The sequence below is a fragment of the Streptomyces sp. NPDC041124 genome (genome assembly GCF_055592385.1).
The window spans coordinates 170,535-185,979 of sequence record NZ_JBVIYR010000007.1; the positions used below are offsets into that span (position 1 = coordinate 170,535).

At 70.0% G+C, this 15,445-nt stretch carries 18 protein-coding genes and 1 tRNA gene; 7 read left to right on the plus strand and 12 right to left on the minus strand.

Features of this window, described 5'->3' with window-relative positions; translation table 11 throughout:
* Window positions 1-338 precede the first annotated feature (338 nt).
* Together ACZ6A9_RS20370 and ACZ6A9_RS20375 are read left to right on the plus strand one after the other, a co-directional pair.
* A complete protein-coding gene (locus ACZ6A9_RS20370; RefSeq protein WP_468987417.1) occupies window positions 339-794 on the plus strand; it encodes a hypothetical protein in 456 nt (151 codons plus the stop codon).
* An 8-nt stretch (window positions 795-802) separates the two neighbouring features.
* Window positions 803-1,219 (plus strand): hypothetical protein, encoded by a 417-nt coding sequence (locus ACZ6A9_RS20375; protein ID WP_468987418.1) that lies wholly within the window; start codon window positions 803-805, stop codon window positions 1,217-1,219.
* Window positions 1,220-1,435: 216 nt separating this feature from the next.
* Here the strand turns inward: ACZ6A9_RS20375 and ACZ6A9_RS20380 are convergent, their stop codons facing one another.
* The 4 genes from ACZ6A9_RS20380 to ACZ6A9_RS20395 all read right to left on the minus strand — a co-directional run bounded on the left by ACZ6A9_RS20380 (window position 1,436) and on the right by ACZ6A9_RS20395 (window position 7,355).
* Window positions 1,436-2,851 (minus strand): Cys-Gln thioester bond-forming surface protein, encoded by a 1,416-nt coding sequence (locus tag ACZ6A9_RS20380; protein WP_468987420.1) that lies wholly within the window; start codon window positions 2,849-2,851, stop codon window positions 1,436-1,438.
* A gap of 255 nt (window positions 2,852-3,106) precedes the next feature.
* Window positions 3,107-3,586, minus strand: coding sequence for a single-stranded DNA-binding protein (locus ACZ6A9_RS20385; RefSeq protein WP_468987421.1), 480 nt, complete (start codon window positions 3,584-3,586; stop codon window positions 3,107-3,109).
* A gap of 301 nt (window positions 3,587-3,887) precedes the next feature.
* Complete coding sequence (locus ACZ6A9_RS20390) at window positions 3,888-5,741, minus strand: YfjP family GTPase (protein WP_468987422.1); 1,854 nt, start codon at window positions 5,739-5,741, stop codon at window positions 3,888-3,890.
* A gap of 3 nt (window positions 5,742-5,744) precedes the next feature.
* Window positions 5,745-7,355, minus strand: coding sequence for a dynamin family protein (locus ACZ6A9_RS20395; protein WP_468987423.1), 1,611 nt, complete (start codon window positions 7,353-7,355; stop codon window positions 5,745-5,747).
* Window positions 7,356-7,676: 321 nt separating this feature from the next.
* On the opposite strand from ACZ6A9_RS20395, the gene ACZ6A9_RS20400 reads away from it, so the two are divergent.
* Window positions 7,677-7,752, plus strand: a tRNA-Arg gene (locus tag ACZ6A9_RS20400).
* Between the two features lie 171 nt (window positions 7,753-7,923).
* On the opposite strand, the gene ACZ6A9_RS20405 is transcribed toward ACZ6A9_RS20400, so the two are convergent.
* Window positions 7,924-8,532 (minus strand): hypothetical protein, encoded by a 609-nt coding sequence (locus ACZ6A9_RS20405; protein WP_468987425.1) that lies wholly within the window; start codon window positions 8,530-8,532, stop codon window positions 7,924-7,926.
* Window positions 8,533-8,604: 72 nt separating this feature from the next.
* Between ACZ6A9_RS20405 and ACZ6A9_RS20410 the strand changes: the two genes are divergently transcribed.
* Entirely contained in the window at window positions 8,605-8,997 is a 393-nt protein-coding gene (locus ACZ6A9_RS20410) for a helix-turn-helix domain-containing protein (protein WP_468987427.1), read from the plus strand.
* 75 nt (window positions 8,998-9,072) lie between these two features.
* Window positions 9,073-9,483: a VOC family protein gene (locus ACZ6A9_RS20415; protein ID WP_468987429.1), complete on the plus strand. Its 411-nt coding sequence runs from the start codon at window positions 9,073-9,075 to the stop codon at window positions 9,481-9,483.
* Window positions 9,484-9,624: 141 nt separating this feature from the next.
* On the opposite strand, the gene ACZ6A9_RS20420 is transcribed toward ACZ6A9_RS20415, so the two are convergent.
* Window positions 9,625-10,392 carry a hypothetical protein gene (locus ACZ6A9_RS20420; protein ID WP_468987803.1) on the minus strand — a complete coding sequence of 256 codons (768 nt, stop codon included), beginning with the start codon at window positions 10,390-10,392 and terminating at the stop codon, window positions 9,625-9,627.
* Between the two features lie 445 nt (window positions 10,393-10,837).
* On the opposite strand from ACZ6A9_RS20420, the gene ACZ6A9_RS20425 reads away from it, so the two are divergent.
* On the plus strand, window positions 10,838-11,815 hold the full coding sequence (locus tag ACZ6A9_RS20425; protein WP_468987431.1) for an alpha/beta fold hydrolase: 978 nt from the start codon (window positions 10,838-10,840) through the stop codon (window positions 11,813-11,815).
* Window positions 11,816-11,896: 81 nt separating this feature from the next.
* Here the strand turns inward: ACZ6A9_RS20425 and ACZ6A9_RS20430 are convergent, their stop codons facing one another.
* The 4 genes from ACZ6A9_RS20430 to ACZ6A9_RS20445 form a co-directional block, all read right to left on the minus strand.
* Window positions 11,897-12,172, minus strand: a complete 276-nt coding sequence (locus tag ACZ6A9_RS20430) for a hypothetical protein (protein ID WP_468987432.1) — start codon at window positions 12,170-12,172, stop codon at window positions 11,897-11,899.
* A gap of 149 nt (window positions 12,173-12,321) precedes the next feature.
* Window positions 12,322-12,591, minus strand: coding sequence for a hypothetical protein (locus ACZ6A9_RS20435; protein ID WP_468987434.1), 270 nt, complete (start codon window positions 12,589-12,591; stop codon window positions 12,322-12,324).
* Between the two features lie 159 nt (window positions 12,592-12,750).
* Window positions 12,751-13,014 carry a hypothetical protein gene (locus tag ACZ6A9_RS20440; protein WP_468987436.1) on the minus strand — a complete coding sequence of 88 codons (264 nt, stop codon included), beginning with the start codon at window positions 13,012-13,014 and terminating at the stop codon, window positions 12,751-12,753.
* A gap of 152 nt (window positions 13,015-13,166) precedes the next feature.
* Window positions 13,167-13,442, minus strand: coding sequence for a hypothetical protein (locus ACZ6A9_RS20445; RefSeq protein WP_468987437.1), 276 nt, complete (start codon window positions 13,440-13,442; stop codon window positions 13,167-13,169).
* Between the two features lie 318 nt (window positions 13,443-13,760).
* Between ACZ6A9_RS20445 and ACZ6A9_RS20450 the strand changes: the two genes are divergently transcribed.
* Window positions 13,761-14,000: a chaplin gene (locus ACZ6A9_RS20450; RefSeq protein ID WP_468987438.1), complete on the plus strand. Its 240-nt coding sequence runs from the start codon at window positions 13,761-13,763 to the stop codon at window positions 13,998-14,000.
* A gap of 171 nt (window positions 14,001-14,171) precedes the next feature.
* Here ACZ6A9_RS20450 and ACZ6A9_RS20455 read toward each other — a convergent pair whose 3' ends face one another.
* A complete protein-coding gene (locus tag ACZ6A9_RS20455) occupies window positions 14,172-14,444 on the minus strand; it encodes a hypothetical protein (protein ID WP_468987439.1) in 273 nt (90 codons plus the stop codon).
* Window positions 14,445-14,602: 158 nt separating this feature from the next.
* Complete coding sequence (locus ACZ6A9_RS20460; protein ID WP_468987440.1) at window positions 14,603-15,406, minus strand: hypothetical protein; 804 nt, start codon at window positions 15,404-15,406, stop codon at window positions 14,603-14,605.
* Window positions 15,407-15,445: the final 39 nt, after the last annotated feature.

Consider the following 15,445-nt stretch of genomic DNA (forward strand, 5'->3'; position numbering starts at 1 on the left):
GAACGAAAGCGCCTTGTGCCAGGTTTTTGGGGGGAACCTTGGAAGCAGCGCGGGTCTTCTTCGGCCTGGCAGCACCCTTGGTCGTGTCCTGGGAGCGTAAGTGGTTCACAGCTCGGCCCGGGCTGACGGTCTTGCTTACGCTCGTGTACGGCGCCTACGCCATTGCCCCGTACGCCGACGCGCGTAGGTCGTGGAGTGCGTTAGCAACAGCAGTGCTGTTAGCACTGGGCTGCATCATGCTTTACCGGTCTTCGTCGACGCCGTCTCTCGGATTCTCGATCACGAGCCCTCTGATCACGGGAGTGAGTACCACTAGGCGACTAGGTGCTCTGACGGTCATGCTCGCGGCGCTCGCCGGCGTGTGGACGGCGTGGACGACAGCCTCGGAGTTCGTCGAGCAGTTGCTACGAAACGACACGCTGGCCGTGATGCTCTCCGCCCTGCTCATCGCCGTCTTCGGCGGGGGAGCCCTGGTCAAAGCGGTGACCGACCCTGTGGTGGAAGAAGTCTACAGGCTGCCCAACGGGTCGAACAGGGATGCCGCCCTGGCCTTGATTCGTAGCGGTGGCCGGAGCATCGGCCTCATTGAGCGTGGGCTGTTGTTCGCCTTCCTAGCCGCTGGTCAGCCCGAGGCCGCCGCTCTGGTGTTGGCGGCCAAAGCGCTGGCGCGCGCCCCGGTCGATCATGTGAATCATGCGTCCAAGTACTTCCTCAGCGGTACGCTGGCGAGCGTCATCGCAGCATTGGCCATGAGTGTGGCCGCACGTGCGGCAGTGGGACTGCCTGTCCTCTAGGAGGTTCTTTGAGACTCCGGCAGCATCCCTTCATCCGCGAGCTGCTCACCCTTCATCTGCCCACCGACGACTACGTCGTAGCAGGAAGCGGCCCCTTGCTTGCGCACGGACTCAGGCAGGACGTGAGTGATCTCGACATCGTGGCACGAGCGGACGCGTGGAAAATCGCTTTGAGTATGGCCGACGCCACAGTGCCTCCGTCAGGCCACGGTCTGATGGTGGTGCTCTTCGGCGGCGATCTCGAAATCTTTGATCGATGGCTGCCGGGTGCACAAGATGCTGACGAATTGATCGATTCAGCAGAAATGATGGAAGGCATTCCCTTTTGCCCACTCCCGCGAGTCCTGGAGTGGAAGATGCGCTCAAATCGAGAAAAAGACAAGCGAGACATTAAGCTAATAAGGGAATATATGGGTGAGAAGTAATCCCTTCCACCTCTCTGAACCCTTGTTTCCAGCGGCCTGGACCGCCGGCGTGGGGACCCCTGCCGCCGGCGCGGAGAGGCCTGCCGGCGAGTGAATCCGTGACCGCCCGAGGGGCCGGCCCCCTCGGGCGGGAGCCCGAGGGGCCGGCCCCCTCGGGCGGGAGCCCGAGGGGCCGGCCCCCTCGGGCGGGAGCCCGAGGGGCCGGTCCCAGTGGGGTCAGTCGCCGGACGGGGTCTGTCGCTGGCGGGTGATGACCAGGCCGGCTCCGCCGAGGACGACCAGGGCTATCGCGGTGCCGGTGATCCAGGGGGTGGCGCTGGAGGCGCCGGTCGCGGCGAGGTCGGTGTCGGAGGGGGCGCCCGCGTAGGGGCTGGGGCCGGGGGCCGTGAGGGTCTGGGTGGTGGTGCCCGCCTCGGCGGCGCGGGTGCGGCAGTCGAGCATGCCGGTGAAGCGCTGTTCGAAGCCGGGCGGCCCCTCGAGCGTGAAGTCGTACGGCTGGTCCTCGTTGAGCGGCACCGTCACCGTCGCGGACTTGCCCGCGGCGACGGTGTGCTCCGTACCGGCCAGGGAGAAGGTGAAGGGGGCATCGCCCCGGTGGGTGACGGTGAGGTCGACGCCGCCCTTGGCGCAGTTCTCGCGGGCCGACACGGCGGGTGTGGCGCCGCCCTCGGACCAGGTGGCGCTCGCGGTCGCGGAGACGGTCGACTCGCTGGAGCCGGCCAGGATCTGTGTCTGGCTGCGGCTCTCGGAGACGAAGGCGCGGCCGACCGGCACCGTCGTGGAGGCCTGGACGGTCAGCGCGACACTGCCCGCCGCCTCGTCCTCGGGCACCTCGAAGAAGATCCGGCCGCCGTCGGTGGCGGTGGTGACCGGCTCGCCGTTCACGTCCACGATCCGCACGCCGCTCGTGGCCGCGTCCGCCGGCGGGGAGACGGTCACGCTGCGGGCGTCGGTGCGGACCGTCACCGGGCCGATCCGCTCGCCCGGACGGCCGGAGACGGCCGGCGGGTCGAGGATCAGGGACGCCTTGGGCTCCTGCTGGTCGCGGGCCTTCTTCTGGAGGTAGTCGGCGAGCTGCTCGGCCTGGGGGTCGACGGCGTCCACGTCCACGTCGTCGGAGTACCGCCAGATGGCCACCTGGGTGCCGGCCGCGGCGTCCTGCTCGGTGAGCTGGCCCCGGATACCGGCCTTCTTCGCCAGCGCGGCGAGGTCGTTCACCTGCGGGTAGGAGTTCCGCAGGATCCAGCGGATCCTGCCGGCGTCCTCGTTGACGCCCAGCGACGTGCCGCTCCAGGCGGTCTCGTGGTACTTGGCGTCCTTCTGGGTCGGGGTGTGGACGTCGACGCAGTACGTGTGCAGCGTGCCGCCGCCCTCGACGGACATCTCGAACAGCCCCGCCGACACCTGCGTGTCGCCGGAGGCGCCGCGTATGACGGCGGCGCCGTACGTCTTGAGCCCGCCTATGGTCGCCGCGGCTCCGCTGTGTCCCGGTGCTGTTCCGCCGGCGTCGGCGGTCGCCGTTCCGGCACCGGCCAGCACGGTGGCGGCGACCAGTCCGGACACCAGCGTTCCCGCGGCGAGGCGGGCCGACCCACGTCCGCGCGAGGTCCACGCGGAGAACGAAACAGACACCTAATTCCCTTCCGAGCGGGACCCCATCGGCGCGGGGGGACGGTCCCACCAGCAGAATCACCGGCCCCGTGAGCACCCGGAGCCGTCCCGGCATCCTAAGGAGACGACGGACAGCGCTTGCCGGTGATCACGCCGGAGGAGGGATCCGACTCGGAATCGTTATCGCCGGAGCCCTCACGGGTGGGCTTGTCGACATGTCACCCGGGCTGGTTTGGGTGCGCATCCGTCGATAAGACTCGGTTCGCCCGACTGACGTCACGTCATGACAGCCTGCCGCGGGGGAGGTTGTTGCGAGGTCGTCCCAGTCGGCTGCGAAGTCTGCTGTGAGCTTTCCCAGTTGGGCTCGGGTCGCTCCGTCGGGGTCGGCTGTTCCGGGCGCGGCACGCGGCGGAAGGCGGTGGTGCCCCGGGCGAGGTCGTGGCCGATCGCCACCGCGTCGATGTCCGCCGACATCCAACCCTGCTGCCCCTCCCGCGTCTCCGTGCGCACCTTCAGCCGGCCCTGGACGATCACCGGCTCGCCCACCGACAGGGACGCCGCGGCGTTCGTGGCGAGCTGGCGGTTGGCCCAGACCGTGAAGAAGTTGGTGTGTCCGTCCGCCCAGGCGCCCTTCTCCCGGTCCCAGTACCGGGAGGTGACCGCCACCCGGAACCTGGCCGCCGGGCCGGAGGCCGTCTCCCGGTACACCGGCCGTGTCGCCACGTTCCCGACCACGCACACCATCGTCTCGTTCATCGCGTCCGCCTTCCCTCGCCCGCGTCCGCCGGCCGTCACACCGGCGCCGGGCGGATACGCGTACGGGCCCGTCCCGTACGGCTGCCGTCTGGCGCGGCGGCCGCGGACCGTGCCGCGATCGCCGTGCAACCAGACTGCCGCCGTCGGGCCGGGCCCGCCGAGCGCTGTGGACGACCTCCGGCCTGTGGACATCTCCGTCACCCACAGGAGGGACTGCGCGCCACCGGCTGGTGGACGCGGTCGAGCCGGATCCACCGGCCGGAGAATTCGGCTCGGCCCCGACACCCGCCCGGAGAATGCCTCAGCCCGTCCGGGCCACCGTCCCGGTGACCCGCCCGTACTGCTCGCGTACCTCCCGGTAGCGCAGGAGTTCCGCCGCCACCGGGTCCAGGACGCGGGCCCGTCCACAGCCCGCGGCCGCCTCCCGCAGGCGTCTCTCCGCCTCCAGGCCGTACCGCCGGGCGGGCCCCCGGGCGGCCAGGCGGCAGCTCCACTCGATGAGCGGCCCGCCGACGATACCGATCACCATCAGCAGCACCGGCACCCCCAGGTTCGGCGCCATGACCCCGACGATCTGTGCCAGCAGCCACAGTCCGCCCACGAACTGAAGGGCCGTCATCGACACCTGGGCGAGCACGGCCACCGGCCACCATCCGGGCCGCGGCGGCCTCCCCGGGGGCAGTCCGGCGCGAACGGCGAGCTCGTCCAGCGCCTCGGGCAGTCCCTGGGATCCGCGTACGGCCGCCTCCCGCACCGCCTGCGCCCACGGCGCCGGCAGTCCGGCCGAGGCCCGGTCGGCGACCGTGCGCACCGCCTGCTCCACACGCTGCCGGGCGGTGACCTCTTCGTCGGGCTGCCCGCGCAGGGTGGCCCGGCCGGTGGTCGGCTCGCCCCGTTCCTGGCACCAGCGCCACAGCCGCAGCCAGGGCGTGCCGCAGGCACGGTTGGCGTTGCGCAGCCAGGCGCGTTCGGCCGCCTCGCCCGCCGCGGTGGCACCCACCGCGTCCGCGAGCCGGTCGGAGAACTCCTCGCGCGCCTCCTCGCTCAGCCCGGTGCGGCGACGGGTCGCGTACACGGGCCACAGCCGGGCCGCCGCGATGTCCACGTCCGCGGAGATCCGGCGGGCCGGGGCCCCGCGTTCGGCGACGAACCGGCCGAGCGCCTCCCGCAGATCGCCGACCCCCTCACCGGTGAGCGCGGACAGGGCGAGCACCGACGTGCCGGGTTCGCCGTACTCGCCGAGGGCGATGCCGTCCTCGTCGAGGAGGCGCCGCAGGTCGTCCAGGACCTGCTCGGCGGCCTCCCCGGGCAGCCGGTCGATCTGGTTGAGGACGACGAACATGACCTCCGCGTGGGCCGCCATGGGCCGCAGGTAGCGCTCGTGGAGCATGGCGTCGGCGTACTTCTCCGGGTCGACGACCCAGATGACCGCGTCGACCAGCCCCAGCACGCGGTCGACCTGCTCCCGGTGCTGCACGGCCGCCGAGTCGTGGTCGGGCAGGTCGACCAGGACGAGCCCGCGCAGCCGGTCGTCCGCGTCCGCCGTCGCCGGGAAGGGGCGCCGTCGGAGCCGGGGCGGGATGCCGAGGCGTTCGATGAGGCCGGCCGCGCCGTCGCTCCAGCTGCACGCGATGGGCGCGGCGGTGGTCGGCCGCCGTACACCGGTCTCGGAGATGGGCACCCCGGCCAGCGCGTTGAACAGCTGTGACTTGCCGCTCCCGGTGGCGCCGGCGAGGGCGACGACGGTGTGCCGGCCGGAGAGTCCGCGCCGTGCGGCGGCCTCGTCGAGGACCCGGCCCGCCTGGGCGAGGGTGCGGTTGTCGACCCGGGTGCGGGAGAGCCCCACGAGTTCGCGCAGCGCCTCCAGCCGCGCCCCGAGCTGCGGGCCGTAGGTCAGCGGGGTCACCTTCTGCGGTGTGGACGCCCTCGGTTCCGTCACCCGGCGCTGCTCCTCCCCCTCGCTCCCGTTCACCCGCCGCGCGATCAGCCCGTCGTCCCAGGGGCTGCCGGCGTCCGCCCGGGGCGCCCCCTCGTCGTGGCGGCCGGAACGCCCGAGGTGCTCGGATCCCTCGGATCCCCCGGATCTCCCGGCGTACTCGGAGGGCTCAGGGGGTTCGGGGTGCTCGGTGTGGTCCTGGTCAGTGACGGCGGTCACCGGTCACCTCTCCTTCTGCAGTACGGACAACGCGGCGATGAGTTCGGGCTGGGGTTCCGCGTGCACCTCGAGCGTGTCGAGCGGGGCGAGCCGGCGTTCGCGTTCGGTCCCCATGACCCGGTCCACGTGCTGGACGAGGAGCCGCCCGCCGCGGTCGCGCAGCCGCAGCGCGCCGTGCGCGCCGATCCGCTCGGCGAGTCCTTCCCCCGCGGTCCTGGCCCGGCGGCCGCCCAGCAGCACGGTCGCGACGAGCGCGGCGACCAGCTCGGGATCGGGTGCGACGCCCCGGTCGAGTTCGCGCACCTCGTCCTCGGCGAACTCCTCCAGTTCGCGCCGCCAGCGCCGTACGGCCAGTCCGATCCGGTGTTCGGCGCTCTCCGGAGCTCCGTCGCGGGCGGCGAGTTCGGGGGCGTCCGCGGCGGGTTCGCGCCGCCAGGCGTCGTCCACGCGTTCGTCGGCGGCTGCGACGGCGCACAGCAGCAGCGCACCGAGGCTCTCCACCAGGGTGTCGAGGAGTTCGCCCGGTGTGCAGTCGAGGGGGAAGGCGCGCCACCGCTTGAGCGCGTCCCCGGCGAGTACGGCTCCGGCCTGGAGCCGGCCCCGCACGCGCGAGTGCTCGCTGTCGTACGCGCCCTCGATGGCGGTGGTGAGCCGCAGCGCGGCGGCGTACTGGGCGGCGGCGGCTCCGGCGAGTTCGGGCAGGCGCGCGTTGAGGGAGTCCAGGACGCCGTGGGCCGTGCGGGCCATGACGTGCTGGCGCGCGGCGGGGTCCAGCGTCTGGTGCACGAGCCAGGTGCGCAGGGCGGCCACGGCGGTGGCGGGCAGCAGTCCGCCGCCCCACGCCGACTCGGGCAGCTCGGGCACGGTGAAGCGCGGCACGTGGCCGAGTCCGGCCTTGGTCAGCAGGGCGCCGTACTGCCGCGACACCTCGGAGACGACCTGGTGGGGGACCCGGTCCAGCACGGTCACGAGGCTGACGTCGTACTCCTTGGCGGTGCGCAGCATGTGCCAGGGGACGGCGTCGGCGTAGCGGGCGGCGGTGGTGACCATGATCCAGATGTCCGCGGCGTTGATGAGTTCGGCGGCCAGGACGCGGTTGTCGGACACCAGGGAGTCGATGTCGGGGGCGTCGAGGAGGGCGAGGCCGGGCGGCAGGGTGTCGGCGGTCTCGACGCGCAGGACGCGCGCCGGGTTCTCTCCGGGCAGGAGCAGGTCGTCCGCCGGGTCCTGGTGGTGGGGCACCCAGACGCGCGTGAGGTCGGGCAGCACCCGCATTCCGCTGAACCAGTGGTGATCCTCCGGATGGCAGACAAGCACCGGTGTCCGTGTCGTCGGCCGCAGTACGCCCGCCTCGCTGACCCGCCGGCCGACGAGGGAGTTCACCAGGGTGGACTTCCCGGCCCCGGTGGATCCTCCGACGACGGCCAGCAGGGGCGCTTCGGGATCTCTCAGCCGGGGCACCAGATAGTCGTCGAGCTGGGCGAGGAGTTCGTCGCGGTTGGCACGCGCGCGGGCAGCCCCGGCCAGGGGCAGCGGGAAGCGTGCGGCGGCGACACGGTCGCGCAGGGCGGAGAGTGCGTCGAGCAGCTGAGGCCGTACGTCCAAGGTCACCACATGCGAAGAATGCCCAATTTTAGGGGAATTCTGAAGCATATGAGCATGTCTGCGTGCCGACTGACCACAAGGGGTCGGAAGGGGCGACTGCGCCGCGGACACAGTCCAGGCATAACGAGTGCACAACACCCGATGCGCGAGGGGCCAAAATCCGTGCACGATTCGTACCTGCCTGCGATTATCAGGACCGCTTCACCTGACCTCCACATCGAGCCACGGAGGCGAGGCGACAGGGGCAAGGATGCGGGAGCCCTATCCTTGTCTCCGGCAACGTCGGAAACACGCCCGCCGAGGGCACCATGACGACAGGCCGCCACACCGGCCCCCGTAGCTCAGTGGATAGAGCAGGCGCCTTCTAAGCGCTTGGCCGCAGGTTCGAGTCCTGCCGGGGGCGCCACCCGCTACCAGCAAGAACGCCCCAGGGGGGATCTCCTCTCCAGGGCGTTTCGTGCCTCTGACGGCAGCGGTCCCGTCTCCTCGACGGCCGGCAGGCCCCCGGCAAGGGCTCTCGACGCGCATGCGACACCTGGCGCAGGCGGACTACTGCCGCGCCTTCCGTCGAGGCGAACTACTCGCTCAGCCCCACGACGCACCACCCTCGCTGAACTGCTGCGGTCAGGACGTGCCCCCACTGCGTCAGGAGGTCCACGAACGCGTCGAAGTCATGGACCCAGCCATCGGGGACCGCGGCATGCTCAGTGAAGGGCCCTCGCATCCGGTCGAGGTGAGGGAGTGCTCGATCCCAGGTCGCGGCCAGCTCCCGCACGCCTTCCGGTGACCGTGCGAGCAGCACGCCGTAGCCGTCCTCACCGAAGAAGGCCGTGTCGGTGTGCTGGGCCTCGCCGTCCGGTCCGTCCCAGAAGAGCCCGCGAAGCAACGCATCCCATTCGGCTCGCAGCAAGGGGTCCACATGGCCGCGAACGCGTTCCCACCGCTGCCCGGCCCAGAAGTGCGCTTTGAAGGAGCCGAGGGTGTGCAGGAACTCGTACACGGCGAAGAATGAGCCGTCCGGTCCCTGCGGCCACGCCCATCCTTCCCCGCCCGTCAGCGCTTCGTGGTCCCACAGTCCCGTCTCGTCGGCGTACCAGGCGTTCCTCAGCCGCGGCAGCCGCTCCCGCGGCGGAACCTGCACCAGCCATGAACGGTCGGCGATCATCACGGTGATGTCGAGCCCCATGACGGGGAGAGTAGAGGTTCCGAAGGACCGGCCCTTCTGGGCCTGTCCGGGAGGCCATGATGAGATGGCGCTGTGAGCCGCGCCGCAGAAGAGACCAATCGCCGTATGCTCCGGGCGCGTGACGTGATGGACCGCGACTACGCGCAGCCGCTGGACGTCCCCGCCCTGGCCCGCGTCGCCCATGTGTCACCGGCTCACTTCACGCGTACCTTCCGGGCGACGTTCGGCGAGACACCTCACCGCTACCTGCAGCGTCGCCGTGTGGAACGGGCGATGTTCCTGCTGCGGGAGACCGACCACAGCGTGACGGACATCAGTTTCGAGGTGGGTTTCACCAGCCCGGGCACCTTCAGCCGCACGTTCCGCGACATCGTCGGCCGGGCGCCGCGGACCTACCGCAAGGAGGCAGTCGCCGCGGGCGTGCCGACGTGCTTCACGATGGCGTGGACCCGACCGTATGCCTGACCCTCCAGCAAGATGCCTGGTCGCTGAGCAGATTTGGATAAGTTTTCGTTCTGGCTGATCGTTAGTGTCAGTGTCATGTTCAACGCCATCACGCAGTCACAGATATACGTCCTCGACCAGGACGAGGCCATTGACTTCTACGTCGGCACGCTCGGCCTGGAGATCACCGCAGACGTCGACATGGGTTTCATGCGCTGGCTGACGGTCAGCGTGCCGGGTCACCCCGAGCGGCAGATCCTTCTGGAGAAGCCGGGTGCGCCGGCGATGTCGGAGGAGACCGCGGAGCAGGTGCGCGAGCTGGTGACCAAGGGAGCCATGGGCGGCTGGCTGGTCCTCACCACGGACGACTGCCGCAAGACCTACGAGACGCTGCGCGAGAAGGGGGTGGAGTTCACCGAGGAACCCACCGAACGTCCGTACGGCATCGACTGCGGTCTGCGTGACCCCTTCGGCAACCGCATCCGCTTCACCCAGCCGAAGGCCTGAAGCACTCCGGCGCTTCGACATCCACGAGTTCCGCGTCGGCTGAGAGGCCGCGAACGTACCTTCGTCCTGTGCCCATGAGCCAGGGCGAAGGCACGAGGGGGGTCATCAGCCGAAGGCCCCGGCCGTGACGGCACGCGGCCGTCAGTAGCGGTAGCCGGGCCAGTGCGGATCCGTCCAGCGGTCCTCGCCGGTGAGTCCGAGCAGCCGTACACGGTGCCGCAGATCCGGCGCCGCGCCCGACTCGCGGAGCCGCACCGCGGCGTGGCCGAGGAGCCAGGCGACCAGTTCGGCGCGCATCTCCTCCTCGTCGTGCTCGTACCAGTCGACGCTCCACGGCAGGCCGTCTCCCAGGAGCTCGTACGTCCATTCCGCGACCGCCTCGGCGAGACGGCGGTCGCTGAGGTACCCGGCCTGCTGCTCCCAGTCGGCGAGCCAGGGACCGAGCGTCCCGGACGCCTCGGCGCACAGGGCGAAGACCTGGTGTGCCGGGACGGCCGCCTCGGGATCGGTGAGGCTCTGCTCCCACCAGGCGCGCAGGAACGCGCGTACCGGCTCCGCTTGCTCGTCGGGCCACTGCTGCCAGCGGCCGCGGGCGAAGGAGTGTCCGGCCTCCTCCAGTCCGAACAGCGGCTCCGCGCGACCGGCGACCAGGACCCTGGCGAACTGCGGCAGGATGCGGCGCAGCACGGCCGCGTGATCGGTCCAGTCGATGGCCTGCCAGGTCCGGCGCAGGAGGTCCGGCTCCAGTTCCACGTCCGGCGTCTTCAGGAGGGAGAGCTCCTCCGGGCTGCCCCAGTGGCAGTCGCAGTTGTGCTCGTCCGGATGTGCGGTCATGCCGCGGAAGGTGACGGACAGGTTGTCCAGGGCGGCATCGAGACGGCGGCGCGCGGGATGGTCGGCGATCTTCATGATGTACCCGGCTTCGAGGACTCCGTACGGCTTCCGCCGGCCGAAGATCGCCACCTTACTCGGTGGGGCGGGCCGGCACCGGCCTTCCTGGGACGAGGTGCGGACCGCGGTGAGCCAACAGCGGTGAACCCGGGGTGCCAAGCTCGGGACCGGCTTCAACGGTGCTGTGCGCAGACGCACTTGGGTGCGCCGGCATGACTGGGGCCACCACACCAGGCCGCGGGGCCGGGCTCCGCGAGCGGGCGGGAACCCGTGACCTTCGCGAGCAAGGCGACGCCCAACGCCCCACCTCCCCACGGCTCGTGATCACGGACTGCGACGCAGGACGCCGTCGACCGATGACATCGTGACCGGATCGCCCATGTTCGAGTGATTGCGCTCTAAATGGGCGATTCCTGGTAATCATGGAGCGGTTCTCGTCGTTGTGCCTTTCCCGGAGCCGCTCATGCGCACTGCCGTCATCGCCGCCCAGGACCCGCCCCGCACGGGGCGCTCCGGGCCTCTCCCCCCAGCACCGGCTGCACAGGTGGAGGAACGAGGGCTCGCCTTCGGGGGGTTCGCGTACACCTGCCGGATCGTCCGCCAGGGGAACCCGAGGACCGCTCCGCTGCTGCTGCTCGGGGGCTCGTCGCAGGATCGGTACTCCTGGCAGAGTCACGAGAAGTGGCTGGCGCCGCTGTGCACGCTGATCACCGTGGACCTTCCGGGTTACGGCAGTTCGGACTTCCTCCCGGCGGGCTACGACATCGACTTTCTGGCCGACGCGGTCCAGCACATGCTGACGGAGATCGGCGCGCCGGAGGTGAACCTGTTCGGCGGCTGCTTCGGTGAGGTCGTCGGCCTCCGCTTCGCGCAGCGCCACCCACAGTCCGTGCGCCGCATCATCTTCGCGGCCGCGGCGATCCGGCTTCCCGAGCTCTACGAGGAGGCGGTGCCGCGGCTGTCGCGGACCCTGGAGCGGGGCGACATCGCACAGGCCGCCGACGGGCTGGTACGGCTGTTCATGTCCGACCCGGAGGCCGGCACAGTACGCAGGCACGCGGCGGTGGCCCGACTGCTCCAGCGCCAGTTCGTGAACCAGACGCCGGACGAGGTACGCAAGGCGGTCGAGCACAACACCCGGCTGGTGACGCACGGCTGCTACCGGCCGCTGCCCGTCCCCGCCGTGCCGTCGCTCGTGTTCACCGGGGAGTACGACACCCTGTGCACCCCGCAGATGGGCCGCGAGCTCGCCGCGACGATGCCGGGGTCGCTGTTCACCACGGTCAAGGAGGCGGATCACCTGGTGACGGTCGAGCGCAGGGAGGAGTCGGCGGACCTGATCGCCCGCTTCTGCACCGACCGGCCCGTCGAGGGCCTGCCGTACTGCACCCCCGTGGAATCACCGGCAGCCGAACTCGCCGGCGTCGCACCGGGCCGATGACCGCCACAGGAGAGTGGCCGGAACCCGGTAACGGGTTCCGGCCACTCTCCTGTCTCACGGGAGGTTCCACCGTACGGATCGTCAGGACTTCTCGCCCGGGACGGTGAAGCTGCTCGTGCAGGACACGTCGTCCCCGCCGGAACAGGACTGCGTCGAGTCATTGACGACGCGCATCCTTCCGTACTCGTCCGAGGTGACCTCGTACTCGCTCACCTGTGCGCAGGTCACGGTGCCCTTGCTGTCCTTGACGCAGCCACTGGGGTCCTCGGCGCCGACGGCCTGGACGGCGCCGGCGCCGATCAGGGCGAAGCCTGCCAGGGTTCCCGCCAGTGCTGCGATCTTCTTCGACGTGAACATCTACCTGTTTCCTTGACGGTCGGCCCCGTAACCGAAGGACGGAGCCGTTGTGTTGCCTGTACCGGTCGCCCCGGTCAACGAACGCGGCAGGCCCGGGGCTCGAACACCTGCTTCGAGCCCCGGGACCTGCCCAGATCACCTAGCGGTGATCACTTGCCGCCGATGCTGAAGCCCGTGGCGCACTCCACCGCGTTGGTGTCGTTGGCCTCGTTGTTGGTGATGCCCAGGATGGAGACACCGATGTTGAGGTCCTCGATGTTGATGAGCCCCTTGGTGGAGTTGTCCTGGGCGCAGGTGGTGCTCTGCTTGTTGTTCAGCTCCGCCTCCGGCTCGTCTCCGGCGTGGCTGACACCGGCACCGAGGAAGCCGACACTGCCGAGCATGGCCATCACGACAGCGGCCTTCTGGTACTTGCGCATTACTTCTCCTTCATTTCGACACGGTCTGCAGTGACCGCATCACTGACAGTCGCAAATCTAGGCGACGTTTTGCGGCAGTTGTTAGGTGAAACGCCGTTTCGCGCCTTATTCCTGGAAAGGTTCACCATGCTGTGCCGGTGGAGATGTCGGGTCTTCCCGTCAGCCCTCGACACTGTTCACGCAGGAGAGCCGGGGCGCCGAACTGGAGCAGGCCAGAGTCGAATCGTTGACGACGCGAACTTTCCCGTTCCGGTCGGCCGGGAGCTGATAGTGCCTCACCTGCTCGCAGCGGATGGAGCCCTTGCCGTCCTTGACGCAGTCACCCGGACCCTCGGCACCGACGGCCTGGACGGACCCGAAACCGATCAGGGCGAAGCCGCCCAGGACTCCCGCCACCGCTGCGGCCTTCTTCGACTTGAACATCCACCTGTTCCCTTGACAGTCGCCCCGCCGCTGAGCGGCGAAGCCGTTTCACAACGTCCGGACCGGTCGGACCGGCCGCTTCAGCCGGGCGGGCCCGGGTCCCGGGCATGCGGCTCCGAGCCCCGAGGCCCACCCGGATCACTTGACAGTGATCAGTGGTTGCCGCCGATGCTGAAGCCGGTGGCGCAGGCCACGGAGTTGGCGTCGTTGGCCTCGTTGTTGGTGAAGCCGAGCAGCGCGCTGATGCCCACGTTGACGTCCGAGACGTTGACCAGGCCCTTGGTCGAGTTGTCCTGGCTGCACTGCGTGGCCTGCTTGTTGTTCAGCTCGAACTCGGGCTTGTCACCAGCGTGGCTGACACCGGCACCGAGGAAGCCGACACTGCCGAGCATGGCCATGACGACAGCGGCCTTCTGGTACTTGCGCATTACCTCTCCGTTTCTCGAGTGGACCCGGCCCGTCACGGGCCGGTCACTGACAGGCGTTAACGTAAGCGACACTCGACCCTTTTGCAGCGCAAAACGCCCACTTGCGTATTTTTCTTGTGAAGATGCAGGTCAGAGGGTTTTTTGCTTGCATCAGACGGACTAATGGGTGCGCGCGTCGTGAGCATCCTTCTCCACAAAGGCGGACCAAAGAGTGATCCCGTGACATACCCCGTGACTCGGACCGGTGTCCCGCGTTGAGCGGGGAGTGCGGCCGCTCGTCATGCTGCCGCGTTAACCAGACCAGTTAAGGAGAACGTGATGTCTCGCATCGCGAAGGCGGCCACCCTCGCTCTCGGCACGGGCGCCGTGGTGCTCGGCGGCGCCGGCATGGCCTCGGCCCACTCCGGCGCCGAGGGTGCGGCGGTCCACTCGCCCGGCGTCGTGTCGGGCAATGTCGTGCAGGTCCCGATCCACATCCCGGTCAACGTGTGCGGCAACACCGTCAACGGGATCGGCGCCCTGAACCCGGCCGTCGGCAACGTGTGCGTGAACCGCTGACGCCAGCAGGACTTACGGCTACGGACATCCGTCGTCATCACACCGAGAGCCCCGGCAGCCCCACGCGCCGGGGCTCTTCCCTTGCACGGACGGAAAATGAAGCCCGCTGACGGCGCAAAAGACTCGGCCCCCGGTGGAGAACCGGGGGCCGAATGCCGTGGGGCGGGCTGTTCAGGCGTGCAGCCCCACATCGCCGTGCACCGGCTTGGCCTCGTTCACGACGGCCGCTGCTTCCTTCGCGGTGCCGAACAGCGACTTCTCACCGGTGTCGACGAGCGAGTCCGAGTCGTTGAGCGGCATGAGCTCGAAGGGGACCGCGGTACGCAGGCCGGTGTCGAGGCCGGTGGACGCCAGGTCCGTGGAGTCCGCGGCGTGCGCGGGCGCGGCGACAGCGGCGGCGATCAGGGACCCGGCGAGGACGGCGGCAGCCTTCAGGGACTTCATCGTGTTCCTTTCTTCGGCACCGCGTGGCGCCGGAGATGATTTCTGTCGCCCTGCACAACGATTCCCGGCCGGAGCGGAAACCGGGACATCGAAGATTGCCAAGTCCTCATATGAGATCCAAGAAAGACTGACGGACTGAATACCGCTCCGCGCGGGGTTCAGGAACCCGGCAACAGCAGGAGTGAGGTGAGCGCCGGGACCGTGGCGGGGGTGGTGGACGCCGACGGGGCCGCCTCGGCGGGTGCGGGAAGGATGGACACCTCCGGATCGGCGCCGGTCAGCGCGTCGACGAGCTCGTCCAGCCGGTCCAACAGGTCGTCGGCCGCCGCCAGCTCCTGATCCGTGACGTCCATGGCGTCCTCCTCGGCCTCCGTGGCGTCCTCCTCGGCCGTGGTCGAGTCCTCCTGGGCCGTCTCCGTGGACTCCTGCTCGGTGGTCAGGGCGTCGGTCTCGGGCAGGAGCAGGTCCAGGACGCCGTCGAGGGCCTCCCGTACGGCGTCGAGGGTGTCGTCCACGAGGTCGGTGGTGCCGGCCTGCGGCAGGAGCACGCCCGTCGACGGGACTGTTGCGGCAGGTGTGAGGGCCGGGGTGGTGGCCGGGGTCGTCGAGGACGTGGCCGTGGTGGTGGTCACCGTCGTCACGGTGAGCGAGGTCGACGGGTCGTCGTCGTCCGCCGCCGCGGCCACGGCGGCCCTCGCGGCCTCACCCAGCGCCCTCGCACGGTCGGGCGGCAGCTGGCCGTCCTCGGACTCGATCACGGCCCTCACCAGGGCTACGACGGGGGCGAGTTCAGTCGTGTGCGCGTCGGCCCGGTCGAGCTGTGCGAGCAGCGCGGCGGCCGTCACCGCCCGGTCGGGACCGGGGAGCGAGTCGGCCGCCATGGCGGCAGGGCCGGTGGTCCCGGCCAGGAGGGCGGCGCACAGGGCGCCGAGTGCGATGCGCCGTGCCGGCAGAGCGCGCATGGAGATTCCTTTCGCGGGGCTTCGGATCTTGAGCTCACC

What these genes read in the sequence shown, in the direction of transcription:
- ACZ6A9_RS20420 (WP_468987803.1), bottom strand. Translation starts at nt 10,392, where the DNA reads ATGAAGATCGCCGACCATCCCGCGCGCCGCCGTCTCGATGCCGCCCTG.
- ACZ6A9_RS20415 (WP_468987429.1), top strand. Translation starts at nt 9,073, where the DNA reads ATGTTCAACGCCATCACGCAGTCACAGATATACGTCCTCGACCAGGAC.
- ACZ6A9_RS20445 (WP_468987437.1), bottom strand. Translation starts at nt 13,442, where the DNA reads ATGCGCAAGTACCAGAAGGCCGCTGTCGTCATGGCCATGCTCGGCAGT.
- ACZ6A9_RS20425 (WP_468987431.1), top strand. Translation starts at nt 10,838, where the DNA reads ATGCGCACTGCCGTCATCGCCGCCCAGGACCCGCCCCGCACGGGGCGC.
- ACZ6A9_RS20405 (WP_468987425.1), bottom strand. Translation starts at nt 8,532, where the DNA reads ATGGGGCTCGACATCACCGTGATGATCGCCGACCGTTCATGGCTGGTG.
- ACZ6A9_RS20440 (WP_468987436.1), bottom strand. Translation starts at nt 13,014, where the DNA reads ATGTTCAAGTCGAAGAAGGCCGCAGCGGTGGCGGGAGTCCTGGGCGGC.
- ACZ6A9_RS20460 (WP_468987440.1), bottom strand. Translation starts at nt 15,406, where the DNA reads ATGCGCGCTCTGCCGGCACGGCGCATCGCACTCGGCGCCCTGTGCGCC.
- ACZ6A9_RS20450 (WP_468987438.1), top strand. Translation starts at nt 13,761, where the DNA reads ATGTCTCGCATCGCGAAGGCGGCCACCCTCGCTCTCGGCACGGGCGCC.
- ACZ6A9_RS20370 (WP_468987417.1), top strand. Translation starts at nt 339, where the DNA reads ATGCTCGCGGCGCTCGCCGGCGTGTGGACGGCGTGGACGACAGCCTCG.
- ACZ6A9_RS20385 (WP_468987421.1), bottom strand. Translation starts at nt 3,586, where the DNA reads ATGAACGAGACGATGGTGTGCGTGGTCGGGAACGTGGCGACACGGCCG.
- ACZ6A9_RS20430 (WP_468987432.1), bottom strand. Translation starts at nt 12,172, where the DNA reads ATGTTCACGTCGAAGAAGATCGCAGCACTGGCGGGAACCCTGGCAGGC.
- ACZ6A9_RS20435 (WP_468987434.1), bottom strand. Translation starts at nt 12,591, where the DNA reads ATGCGCAAGTACCAGAAGGCCGCTGTCGTGATGGCCATGCTCGGCAGT.
- ACZ6A9_RS20455 (WP_468987439.1), bottom strand. Translation starts at nt 14,444, where the DNA reads ATGAAGTCCCTGAAGGCTGCCGCCGTCCTCGCCGGGTCCCTGATCGCC.